Below are 11,547 nucleotides of genomic sequence, written 5' to 3'. Positions count from 1 at the left end.
CCGATGACGCCCCATGCCGGACGCGGGGCGTTTCGTAGCAGATGGTCGGGCGGGGTCATGAACGCCGGGCGTCCGGCCGTCTTGCATGACTTTTGGCATGCGCCCATGCGGCAAACGCGGAACGGTGCGAGATGGCCCGGCAGCCCGGGCAACTTGCAGCAAGCGGACGTGTCCCGTAACGCGCCGGAACTGGATGACAGGCGGCTGCAATCGCGTTGTTCGAAACGGCGGGCGGCTTAACAAGACACCGCGTGCGTGGCATGGGGTGATGGTGCGAAAAGCCCGGCACCGCCGCTGCGCGACACCGGCTGCGGACCCCGTCGTCCGCAGCCATGTTGCCTGTCCTTCAGACTGGCGGCGGATTGCGTTCGGCAAAACCGCGCTGGTGCCAGTAGGGATAAACCGGCGTGACCTCGCTGGCCGCATCGAGCTTGGCGATCTGTTCCTTGGTGAGGTTCCAGCCGATTGCACCCAGGTTTTGCTGCAGCTGTTGCTCGTTGCGCGCGCCAATCACCACAGTGGATACGGTGGGGCGCTGCAGCAGCCAGTTGAGTGCAATCTGCGGCACGCTCTTGCCGGTTTCCTCGGCGACTTCATCCAATGCATCGATCACGCGGTAGAGGTATTCATCGCCTACCTGCGGCCCCATGTCCCCGGTCTTGTGCAGACGGCTGGTCGCGGGCAGCGGCTGGCCGCGGCGGATCTTGCCGGTGAGGCGACCCCAGCCCAGCGGGCTCCACACCACCGCGCCGAGGCCCTGGTCCAGGCCCAACGGCATCAACTCCCACTCGTAATCGCGACCGATCAGCGAGTAATAGGCCTGATTGGCGACATAGCGCGTATAGCCGTAGCGATCGGCCGCGGCCAGCGATTTCATCAGATGCCAGCCCGAGAAATTGGATACGCCCAGATAGCGGATCTTGCCTGCGCGCACCAGGTCGTCGAGCGTGGACAGGGTTTCCTCCACCGGCGTTTTTGCATCGAAGCCATGCAACTGGAACAGGTCGATGTAATCGGTACCCAGGCGCTTGAGCGAGCCATCGATCGAACGTAGCAGGTGATAGCGCGACGAGCCCACGCTGTTGGGTTCGTCACCCGCGCGGAAGGTGGCCTTGGTGGAGATCAGCACCTTGTCGCGACGTCCCTTGATCGCCTCGGCCAGCACCGATTCGGCGGCGCCGGCAGAATAGATATCCGCGCTGTCGAACAGGGTGAGACCGGCATCGAGGCAGATGTCGACCAGGCGCCGCGCTTCGTCCGCCTCGGTCGTGCCCCAGGCGCGGAAAAACTCGCCTTTGCCGCCAAACGTTCCGGTTCCAAAACTAAGCACCGGTACCTTGAAACCGGAGGCACCAAGATGTCGATATTCCATGTAAGCAATCCTCGTGATGGATGGTGGGGAGAGGTCGATCCAAACTTGGTCGTCGCCGCGCGCGATTGCAAGACGTCCGCGCAAGCGCCCGGAGGATCGGGCAATAAGACGGGGCGATCGGACACAAGCAAATACGACAATCGCAAGACAACCGCTAGACAGCGATTGCATGCTGGCGATGGCATGCGATCGGTTATCGGATCGAATGCGTCCGTTGCGAAGGGAACATTGGTTTTGCGCTTAAGGAACCTCACGCAACGGACGATAACCGTCTCCATGGCGCCGGCCAAAATCCGGCCAGCGCCAGCTCACCACGACGCTGCGCAAGAAACCGGTGTCGAACGATGAGAAATCCACGCGAATATGACAGCGAGGCATTGCGACCCTCGTCGTCGCCAGCGTAATCTGAACCAACGACTGCGGACCTTCTGGGCGGAACGCCAACGTGCTATGAGCACCTCATCCAGCGGTTTCGACCCGATCCAGGTCTTTGAACGCATTTCCGAAGCGCTCGCGGCGGTGGACGAGCAGTGGCGTTATACCTATGTGAATACCCAGGCCTGCGCATTATTGGGGCGCGATGCGGCGGCGCTGATCGGCAAGCGCGTGGGGACGGAGTTTCCCGACAACATCGGCCAGACCATTTGCCAGGCATGTGAAAGAGCCGTGAAGAACCAGCTGCCGGTGGCGCTGGGCATCTTGCTGCCGTCGAGCGAACGCTGGCTGGAATACCGCATTTATCCGGCCGGCACCGGCGCGACGATTTACTTCCGCGACGTGACCGAACAAAAACTGGCCGCCCAGACGCAACAACACGATCAACAAGTGCTTGCCCGCGCGCAGGAGATCGCGCACCTGGGTAGTTGGGAGTGGGACGTCGCCAGCAACTGGGTGACCTGGTCGGAAGAGCTTTATCGCATCTACGGCATTGCGCACGATCAACATTCGCCGACTTTCGAAGGTTATCTGGCGCGCGTGCATGAAGAGGACCGCGCGCGTGTCATGGGCATCATCAAGCAGGCGCTTGTAGATCATCAGCCTTACGAATTCGAAGAGCGCATCGTGCACCCCGATGGCGAAGTGCGCACGCTGCTCAGCCGCGGCGTGGTGCACGTGGATGAGCACGGGCACCCGCTGCGCATGCTGGGTACCTGCCAGGACGTCACCGACCGCAAGCGCGCGCAACAGCTGGCAGCCGGCCAGCACGACATTTTGGTGGGCGTGGCCGCGCAGCATCCGCTTACCGACAGTCTGGAGCGCATTGCGCGGCTGCATGAAGAACTCAATCCCGGCGCACTGTGTTCCATTTTGCTGCTGGACGACAGTGGCACTTACGTGATCCATGGCGCGGCACCGAGCTTGCCGACCGCCTACAACGCGGCCTTGAACGGCATGGAGATCGGCGACAGGCGCGGTTCCTGCGGCACGGCGGCGTGGCGCCGCGAACGCATCGTGGTCGCCGACATCGCCACGCATCCGTTTTGGGCGCCGTACAAGCAACTGGCGCTGGCGCATGGACTGATGGCGTGCTGGTCCACGCCGATCTTCGGCAGCGGCGGGCAGGTGCTGGGCACTTTCGCGGTGTATTACCGCCAACCGCGCGAGCCGCGGCCGGACGAGCTGGAGAGCATCGACCGCATGGTGCCAGTGGCCGGCGTGGCGATCGAAAGCGCACGCCTGGTCAATCGCCTGCGTGTGCGCGACAGCTTTTTCGAGATGTCGCTGGAGCTGTTCTGCATCATCGATCCGATCACCGAACGCCTGGTGCAGTTCAATCCGTTCCTGCAACGCCTCACCGGCTATTCGCCCGAAGAGCTGTCCGGCCGCAGCTGCCGCGAACTGTTCCAGACCCAGCAGCGCGAGCGGTCGTTCAACGAAACCGGGCAGGGTATCCACGAATTCGTCAGCGGCTGCCTGTGCAAGGATGGCCGCGAGCGCGTATTGGAATGGGTGTCGTTCGCCGCGCCCGACGGGCTGGTTTATGCCGTGGCGCGCGACATCACCGAGCGACGCCAGATGGAGGCCAGCCTGGCCTATGCCTCCTCGCACGATGCGATCACGGGGCTGCCCAATCATCCGCTGTTCGAGCAGGAGCTGGAGAGGATCCTGCACGATGGCGCACCGCCGGTATCGGTGTTCGCCATCGGCTTGGATCGCTTTCGCGTGGTCAACGAATCGGTCGGGCACCTGGCCGCCGACGAGGTGCTCAAGTGCCTGGCCGTGCGCCTGGAGGCGGTGGTGCACAACCTTGGGCACGTGGCGCGCTTCGCGGGCGACCAGTTCGTCATCGCCGTGGTGGGGCTCGACGGCGCCAGGGCGCGCGCCATGGCCGAAACGCTGCGCGCCGCGATCGCCCAGCCGCTGGAAGGCGAAAATTACCGCCTGCTGCTGACCGCAAGCGTGGGCGTCAGCCGTTTTCCCGATCACGGACACACGGCCGAAGAACTGCTGCGCCGCGCGGAAGCGGCGATGATCCAGGCCAAGCGCGAAGGCCGCGACCAAGTCGCCGAGCTGACGCGTGCGCAGATGATCGAATTGGAAGATCGCGTGACGCTGGGTTCGCACCTGCGCGATGCGGTCACGCGCGGCGAACTGGAGCTGTATTACCAGCCGCAACATAGCGCCGTGGATCTCAAGCTGACCGGTTTCGAGGCACTGTTGCGCTGGAACAGCCCGCAGTTGGGCTTCCTGTTGCCGGGACGCTTCATTCCGGTAGCCGAAGCACTCGGCCTGATGTCCGAGATCGGCGACTGGGTGATCGACACCGCATGCAAGCATCTGCGCCGCTGGCTCGATCAAGGGCATGAGGGCTTCACCATCGCGGTCAACGTGTCGGTGCATCAGCTCAAGCGTCCGGGCCTGGCCGAGCGCGTCAGCGACTCGCTGCGTCGTCACGGCGTGCCGGCTTCCATGCTGGAAATCGAGATGATCGAGAGCGCGGTGATGGAAGATGTCACGCGCGCCCGGCTCACGCTGGCCAGTTTGAAGGACCTTGGCACGCGCCTGTCCCTGGACGATTTCGGCACCGGCTATTCCAGCCTTTCCTACTTGCGCCTGTTTCCGATCGACAAGCTGAAGATGGATCAAAGCTTCGTCCGCCACCTGCCGGGCGAGACCAAGGACGCCGCCATCGTGCGTACCATCGTCATGCTGGCCCATCAGCTGGAGATGGAAGTGGCCGCCGAAGGGGTGGAAACGCCGGAGCAGGCCGCACTGCTTACCGAGATGGGCTGCGACGGGCTGCAGGGCCACTACCTTTCCCACGCCCTGCCGTTCAGCGCGGTGGAAGCTTATTTTCGCACTGCCCAGCGCGGCCCCGGGTAGACCGGGGATGGCAAGAAGCGCAGGCTAGCGTCCACAGGGATAGTTGGGGCCGGTGTCCAGGCCCCCGGCGTGTATTGACGATATGGCCAAGCCATCGCAACGCTGGCGTCCGATTACTTTGATGCCGGCCTTCAAGTTCGCCATCGGCAGCGCGGCTGAGGCGGCGCACACCCAGGCCGAAAACATGCGCGCGGCGATCGATCGTCCCGACCTGGTCGATCGCGTGGAACTGGCGCGCATGCGGCTGGTGTACGAAGACACCGCCTTGCACGTGGACATGTGCCGCGAGCAACTCAAGCGCTGGTGCGGCGAGTGCACCACGCGCGAGCAGAGCGTGGCGCTCGATCGGCTGGCCGGCATGGTCAAGCAATGGTCCGACGATACCCAGCAGGTGCTGGATGCGGTGAACTGGCTGCTGCGCGAGGAGTGAGCGCGGCCTGCTGACGCGCGCTGTCAGCAACAGTGTGGCCGCCAGGCGCTTTCGTCGCGGCGAATGGGCATGATAGGTCTTCCCACAGGTCTGGTTTGCCCCGCCGATGTCCAAATCCGGTTCTTATGCGCCCACGCTAGTGGCCATTGGCGCGCTGTTGATCAGCATGGCGTCGTACCAGTGCGGCGCGGCCGTGGCCAAACAATTGTTTGCGCACGTGGGCGCGCAGGGGGCCACCGCATTCCGTCTGGGGCTGGGCGCATTGATGCTGCTGGTGGTGCGGCGTCCGTGGCGCAGCCTGCGGCGCAAGGCCCACTGGGGTGCGTTATGGGGCTATGGCTTGTCGATGGGGGTCATGAACCTAGTGTTCTACATGGCGTTGCGCACGATCCCGCTGGGCATTGCGGTAGCGCTGGAATTCACCGGCCCGCTGGCGATCGCCTTGTTTGGCTCGCGCCGCGCGCTGGACTTCGCCTGGATCGCGCTGGCGGTGATGGGCTTGCTGTTGCTGTTGCCCCTGCATGGGCAGGCGCATGCACTCGATCCGGTAGGCGTGCTTTATGCGCTGGCGGCGGGCGTTGGCTGGGCGCTGTACATCCTGTTCGGGCAGAAAGCCGGTGCGACGCATGGCGGCGATGCGGTGACGTGGGGCATTGCGATCGGCGCACTGGTGGCGGTGCCGGTGGGCGTGGCGCATGCGGGCAGCGCGTTGCTCAGCGCCGCGTGGTTGCCGCTGGGTCTGGGGGTGGCGGTGCTCAGTTCCGTGCTGCCGTATTCGTTGGAGATGATCGCGCTGACGCGGTTGCCCGCGCGCAACTTCAGCGTGCTGCTGAGCCTGGAGCCGGCGATCGCCGCGCTGGCCGGCGTGGTGTTTCTGGGCGAACGGCTGCAAGCACTGCAGTGGCTGGCCATCGCCGCCATCATTGCCGCGTCGGCGGGGGCGGCGCTTGGCGTAAGCAGGCCGGTGGTGGAGCCGTCGATTAACTGAGTATCGCTTTGCCGTGCATCGCGTGTAGCCATAATCTGACAGCAATTTGGGCGCTTCGCTGATTTTTTTGCAGGGCCGCGATGGCGCAATCTATGCGGGCCGGATCACCATCCCCAGGGCGTCCGGCGGTTAGCCCCTCGGGCTTCATTATTCCCCTAGTGATGAAGCTCTGGCCCCCCGCAAGGGGGGCCCCCTTCTCTTGGGGCGTTCGTACAATTCCTTGTTCGGCGTATCCGTAACGTGGGACTTTCCGCACTGGTGAACCTGGCCGTCCGACGTAGCATGGAGCCAGGCCTTTCACCCGGAGCGCTGCCCATGGACCGTCCATTCAAACGCGTAAAGAAAGCCGCCTGGCTTGGCGGCGTATGCGCTGGGCTTGCCTATGCCATTGGGGCGCCCACGTGGCTGATCCGCGCGCTGTGGCTGCTGCTGTTCCTGGGCGCGGGCATCGGCGGCCTGATTTATATCGTGCTGTGGCTGGTGGTGCCGACGTGGCCCGCCGAGCCGCTTGATTACGACACGGTCACCGCCTGACCATAGGTCATACAGGGCAGCGCGCGCCGGTTGGAAACCAGGCACGGCGCTGCCGATCCACAGGGGATGATCGTATGTTCAAGAAGCTGCTCGCCACGACGTTCGCCATGGCCTTGGTTGGCGCCATGGCTCCATCGCAGGTTTGCGCGCAACAGGCCAATACCCTTACCGCAAAGGAAAAAGCCGAGGGCTGGAAGCTGCTGTTCAACGGCAGGAACCTGGATGGCTGGCATTCGTATCTGCAGAAAGCGCCGGCCAGGGATTGGAAGGTGCAGGACGGCGCGATCATGCTGGAGCGTTCGCGCACAGGCAACGAGAATGACTTCGCCGATCTCGTGACGAATGCCCAGTACAGCAACTTCGATCTCAAGCTGGAATGGAAAATGACGCCGTGTGCCGACAGCGGCGTGATGTTCTACGTGCACGAATCGCCCCAATACCAGGAAACCTACGAGACCGGCCCGGAAATGCAAATTGCCGATCTCACCTGTACGCAGCCGGACAGCCATGTCGACAAAGAGCGCTCCGGCGATCTGTTCGATCTCATTGCATCGAGCGAAGAGCGCGTGCGCGAAGCCGGCAACTGGAATCAGTTCGAGATCATTGCCGATCACGGGCACATCCAGTTTTTCCAAAACGGCTTCAAGGTCGTCGATACCTATTTTTGGAACGACGAGTGGCGCAAGCTGGTCGCGCAATCGAAGTTTGCACAGTGGGCGGATTTCGGCACCTTCAAGACCGGTCACATTTCGTTGCAGGGAACCGAAGACAAGGGCGAACTGCCGATCCACCTCTGGTTCCGCAATATCAAGTTGCGGCAGTTGTAACCGCACGATGCGCGGCGCTCGTCATTAGCCGGCCATACGGGTCAATGACGATGTCTGCCCGCCTCGATCCTCGGTCTGTATCACCGGTAGCGTTGCGCATTTTCTGGCGTCCATCACATCCGGACCGTTCCAGGTTTCCGAGTGGCGGCGTTCAAGCGTGAAGCCGCCACCACGGTATCCGCCCGAGCCAAAAAGCGGCGTTGCCTTTCGTCGGGCGGTCGCCGCCTGGGTGGCATGGACTTCCACAAAGTTGCCGTGTGCTATGGCATATTTTGTCGCGCGGCTTGGATGAGGCGGTAGGGGAACTGCTTCAAAACGGGGGGATTGCCGCTCGAAATGGCGGCGCGGCTACTGGCGGCATGCCTGGCTGCCTTGCAAAGGCATGGGGTGAAGATATCGCCGACGGGTTAAAGCGGACGGCCCTGCTCGCGAAGCCGTCGGAGCGCTTTGCGTCGGTCGAGCAAAGCGGAATTTTGGCGGGTTAGATAAATCATTCACAATCAGATCAATCCAGACAGGGAGTGGATATGGGGACCGTATGTCACGCTTGTGGTTACGAAAGGAAACCAACCGATCAAGCACCTGATTGGGAATGCCCCGCCTGCGGCAAGGCCTATATAAAGACCTCCCCCGATCAGGAGGATTCATTGCCCAGTGCGGCTTCGGATTTTTCCTCGACCTCAAGCAAGCAAATGGATGCGGGCTTTACCTACCGGCAGGACCCGGGCAGCTCTGCCTTTTTCAATACAGGCAAGCCTGGTACCAGGTATGGATTGGTTTTAGGGATTGTTTTGGCAGTCGTGCTTATTTGGGGTATCCCCATTCTCAGCAATCCGTCGTCGGCATCGGCGGTGCTGTTTCATGGCGAATTTGGATTTGTATGTGTTGCCCTTGTCGCCATCGGAGGGATCATTTTTGTCACCAGGCGTTTAGGTGCGAACATCGACCCTGCCAATCCGTCGACGCGATTCGCATTTCTGGTCAAGTTTTTTGCACTGTTTTGCTCGGTGTTTTTTGTCCTCTCGATCTTCTGGCTGCGAGGCAAGGAGCATACCGAGATCAAGATCCAGACCAACGGCCAACGAGTGATGGCCGATGTTGTGCGCATTTATACCGGCTCCTGCGGAAAACGCAGTTGCAGCATAGACGTGGAATACGCGTTTTCCCCGGTACCTGGAACAGGCGATGGATCGCAACTTGTCCACGGCTATGCCTCGCTCGGATCAAGCAACCATCCCAATGACCCCGATCTCATCTATGCCCGCACTTATCAGCGCGTGCCGGTTGCCTATGAAGTGGGTCACCCCGAGGTGTCGGCACTGAATTTCAATGACTATATATTCAGCGTCGATCACTCCCAGCACTACCACCAAACGGTCGGCTCGATGGTCAAGGTTTTCTTCGGAATTTTTTTGGTCGGTCTGGTAGTGGCATGGCTTAGTGCGCGGTCGAATCCGCGCGGTCAATGAAACAAGGGGTGCATTTTGCGCGTTGACAGCGATTGGGCTGACGGCCTTAGGCAGCCAGCCAATTCCATCAGATGGCCGATCTTCACGGGGGATTTCGATGCGTCATCATTCGTTTTTTGGTGTGTTCGTGCTGATGTGCTCCTTGGCCGGGGGTGCTTGGGCCTCGGATAATCCGGTACTGGTGGACAACGCGAAGGTTGTTCCGTTGACACGGTTTCTCGAACAGCAGCCGCTCGATGAAAATGCACCACTGATTCGTTCGGCCTTGATAAGCTGGGAAGACAAAAGCAAGGATGTCGTCGATGTCGTTTGTCCTGGCGTTTTTTCGCCGCTGCCGGATGACACGATCAAATACAATGGCGAGCTTCTCACTCAATTCATTTTTGGAAGCGCGGCATACCAGATAGCCAATCCCTCGGAGAAGGGCAAGCTGATGCCCGCTCAGCTGGCCGGGATGCGAAGCATGCTCAAGGCCTATCGCGCCATCCTTGCCAAGGACCCGAGCGCACGCATCCCTCGTTTTGATGAACTGTCCAAGGACGATGAGCAGGGGAGTCTCCCACAGGTTTTGCAGCCATTGGTTGCCGCCAACTGCAAGTCATGATGTGCGTCATGGGAATGACGCCTGACGGGCAAGTCACGCGGGTTCGTGCAAGGCGTTGACCACCACCCAGGCATTGAATGCAGGCGGCCCACGATCCAGAAGGGATCGGTCAAAACGGGGGTAAACATGTTTCGCGAATGTCTGGCGGCGTTGTGGCTACTGGCGATTTGCTTGCCTGCGCACGCGCAGTCTTCTTCGAATAGGACCGATGCTAAGGTTATTCATGCACCCGTCGATTATCCCGCGGCGGCGGTTTCCGCCAGGGAACAAGGCACGGTCATGGTGAAATTCCAGGTGGATACGAACGGTCGCGCGGCGGATGCGACGGTGGACAAATCCAGTGGGTATCCGGATTTGGATGCAGCGGCTGTACGAAGCCTTTCGCACTGGTCGTTTTCGCCGGGGACGATGGACGGAAAACCGCAAGCGCAGTGGATCATCGTGCCGGTTAACTTCCAATTGAAGGAGGAGCCGTCCAGCGAACTGCCCGTGCGCTGGTATTTACGGTCCTTTATTAGCTATCTGGTGCGCGATTTCGGTAGCCTGATCTGGTTGGTGGGCTTTGTATGGTCGGTTGTTTTGGCCAAACGCAAATCGATCCTTTGGCTGTCGGGCATGGTCGCTCTCTGGGCTGTCACGTATCCCATGTTCGTCATCGTGCATTGGTCCGCGGCAAGGCAGAACCTGATCGTTGTCGCGCTCGGTCTGCTGCTTATGGGGTTGGGCCTCTACCTCATGCCCCCGCCACTGCCGTCGATGTGACCGTTGATTGGGGGCCACATTCGGCTATGGGCTCCCGCGTGCGGTCAGGCCGGGTTGAGAAATGCCATCTGGGCCAATGACTTAGGGTTAGGGTGCTGGCATTGAAGCCCGAATCCGGGGCGTGCATGGACGCTTGCACCCGTGGATCTGGGGTGGCGGTGCTACATAAACCCGAATCGCTGGCACGCACTTTAAGCTGTCAAAAGTCGCTGCTAGGTTATGTAACGACCACGGCGGACTTAGAGGGAAAGATGGACCTACCAGCAGCGGCAGGGGGAAATGGCGCTCAGGCCGCGAAACGGCGTAACTCCCCGCGTACGCCTATCGACCGGCGTGCCAATCTGGCGCTGCTTGGAGTCGTGGCGGCGGCCATGCTGATGCAGCTTTTCGCGTGGCCATTCCTGTTGCGGCAATGGGGGGCGTCCGCGCTGTGGATTGCACTGCCGCTGGTAGTGCTGACCCCGATGCATTGGGGGCTGATCCATGAATCCATTCACGGAAAGCTGTGGCCCCGGCAGGGGCTCAACGAATGGCTTGGGCGAGCGTTGGCTATCGCCTTCCTGTTGCCCTTCGATGCCGTGCGCTTTGGTCATCTGATGCATCACCGTTTTACACGCGAAGCCTACGACCGGCCGGACGTGCACGATGGCGTGACGCATCGCACGCTGGCCCGCATCGGCTATTACGCGCATTTGTCGGGTGGCTTGTACCTGGCCGAACTGGTGCTGCCTTTGCTCGCCTTTCTGCCGTCCGCCTGGGTGCGCCGGCTCGTGGCGCACAAGCTTCGCAGTGAAGATCCGGTCGGCCAGGATGTCCAGCGCATGTTTGTTGCCTTTGCCGGAAATAAGGAACGGCGCAGTCACATGCGGCGCGACTGGCTGTTGTCCATCGCACTCCATGCCTGCGCGTTTTATCTCTATGGGGCATGGTGGCCGGTGCTTGCCGTAACCATGCTTTTGCGCGGGGCGTGGCTGTCGGTGGCGGATAACCTGCCGCACTACGACGTCATGCTTGACGAACAGGAGCGCGCGCGCAATTTTCGCGTGGCCGCTATCTGGCGGCCGGTGCTGATGAATCATCATCTTCACCGCCTGCATCACCAGCATCCCACTCTACCGTGGACAGCGCTGCCGGCGCTTGCGAGCTTCGGTGGCGGGGCTGACGCGCCTAACGCTGACATGGGTTATTTCAGGGCTGCGCTCCGGCAGTTTCGTGGGTTTGGCAACGTACGCTGAGC

General features: G+C 61.5%; 10 protein-coding genes. 9 read left to right on the top strand and 1 reads right to left on the bottom strand.

Going from position 1 to position 11,547, the window contains the following annotated elements:
• Nucleotides 1-346 precede the first annotated feature (346 nt).
• Entirely contained in the window at nt 347-1,372 is a 1,026-nt protein-coding gene (locus VME63_RS08490) for an aldo/keto reductase (RefSeq protein ID WP_325432243.1), read from the bottom strand.
• A gap of 450 nt (nt 1,373-1,822) precedes the next feature.
• Here VME63_RS08490 and VME63_RS08485 point away from each other — a divergent pair, with 450 nt between their 5' ends.
• The 9 genes from VME63_RS08485 to VME63_RS08445 all read left to right on the top strand — a co-directional run bounded on the left by VME63_RS08485 (nt 1,823) and on the right by VME63_RS08445 (nt 11,545).
• Nucleotides 1,823-4,696: a sensor domain-containing protein gene (locus VME63_RS08485; protein WP_325432241.1), complete on the top strand. Its 2,874-nt coding sequence runs from the start codon at nt 1,823-1,825 to the stop codon at nt 4,694-4,696.
• A gap of 121 nt (nt 4,697-4,817) precedes the next feature.
• Nucleotides 4,818-5,126: a hypothetical protein gene (locus tag VME63_RS08480; RefSeq protein ID WP_325432239.1), complete on the top strand. Its 309-nt coding sequence runs from the start codon at nt 4,818-4,820 to the stop codon at nt 5,124-5,126.
• Between the two features lie 106 nt (nt 5,127-5,232).
• Complete coding sequence (locus tag VME63_RS08475) at nt 5,233-6,114, top strand: EamA family transporter (RefSeq protein WP_325432237.1); 882 nt, start codon at nt 5,233-5,235, stop codon at nt 6,112-6,114.
• Nucleotides 6,115-6,429: 315 nt separating this feature from the next.
• Nucleotides 6,430-6,648, top strand: coding sequence for a PspC domain-containing protein (locus VME63_RS08470; protein WP_325432235.1), 219 nt, complete (start codon nt 6,430-6,432; stop codon nt 6,646-6,648).
• A gap of 74 nt (nt 6,649-6,722) precedes the next feature.
• Nucleotides 6,723-7,475, top strand: a complete 753-nt coding sequence (locus tag VME63_RS08465; protein WP_325432233.1) for a DUF1080 domain-containing protein — start codon at nt 6,723-6,725, stop codon at nt 7,473-7,475.
• A 521-nt stretch (nt 7,476-7,996) separates the two neighbouring features.
• Nucleotides 7,997-8,944, top strand: a complete 948-nt coding sequence (locus VME63_RS08460; protein WP_325432231.1) for a hypothetical protein — start codon at nt 7,997-7,999, stop codon at nt 8,942-8,944.
• A 97-nt stretch (nt 8,945-9,041) separates the two neighbouring features.
• The gene (locus VME63_RS08455) at nt 9,042-9,548 is read left to right on the top strand and encodes a hypothetical protein (protein ID WP_325432229.1); all 507 of its coding nucleotides are present in this window, start codon (nt 9,042-9,044) and stop codon (nt 9,546-9,548) included.
• Between the two features lie 126 nt (nt 9,549-9,674).
• Complete coding sequence (locus tag VME63_RS08450) at nt 9,675-10,310, top strand: energy transducer TonB (RefSeq protein ID WP_325432227.1); 636 nt, start codon at nt 9,675-9,677, stop codon at nt 10,308-10,310.
• Between the two features lie 125 nt (nt 10,311-10,435).
• Nucleotides 10,436-11,545 (top strand): fatty acid desaturase family protein, encoded by a 1,110-nt coding sequence (locus VME63_RS08445; protein ID WP_325432225.1) that lies wholly within the window; start codon nt 10,436-10,438, stop codon nt 11,543-11,545.
• The last annotated feature ends 2 nt before the right edge of the window (nt 11,546-11,547 follow it).

The organism is Dyella sp., from assembly GCF_035503745.1.
Lineage (GTDB): Bacteria > Pseudomonadota > Gammaproteobacteria > Xanthomonadales > Rhodanobacteraceae > Dyella_B.
This window is presented reverse-complemented; position numbering and strand designations above follow the sequence as displayed.

What these genes read in the sequence shown, in the direction of transcription:
- VME63_RS08490 (WP_325432243.1), bottom strand. Translation starts at nt 1,372, where the DNA reads ATGGAATATCGACATCTTGGTGCCTCCGGTTTCAAGGTACCGGTGCTT.
- VME63_RS08485 (WP_325432241.1), top strand. Translation starts at nt 1,823, where the DNA reads ATGAGCACCTCATCCAGCGGTTTCGACCCGATCCAGGTCTTTGAACGC.
- VME63_RS08480 (WP_325432239.1), top strand. Translation starts at nt 4,818, where the DNA reads ATGCCGGCCTTCAAGTTCGCCATCGGCAGCGCGGCTGAGGCGGCGCAC.
- VME63_RS08475 (WP_325432237.1), top strand. Translation starts at nt 5,233, where the DNA reads ATGTCCAAATCCGGTTCTTATGCGCCCACGCTAGTGGCCATTGGCGCG.
- VME63_RS08470 (WP_325432235.1), top strand. Translation starts at nt 6,430, where the DNA reads ATGGACCGTCCATTCAAACGCGTAAAGAAAGCCGCCTGGCTTGGCGGC.
- VME63_RS08465 (WP_325432233.1), top strand. Translation starts at nt 6,723, where the DNA reads ATGTTCAAGAAGCTGCTCGCCACGACGTTCGCCATGGCCTTGGTTGGC.
- VME63_RS08455 (WP_325432229.1), top strand. Translation starts at nt 9,042, where the DNA reads ATGCGTCATCATTCGTTTTTTGGTGTGTTCGTGCTGATGTGCTCCTTG.
- VME63_RS08450 (WP_325432227.1), top strand. Translation starts at nt 9,675, where the DNA reads ATGTTTCGCGAATGTCTGGCGGCGTTGTGGCTACTGGCGATTTGCTTG.
- VME63_RS08445 (WP_325432225.1), top strand. Translation starts at nt 10,436, where the DNA reads ATGGACGCTTGCACCCGTGGATCTGGGGTGGCGGTGCTACATAAACCC.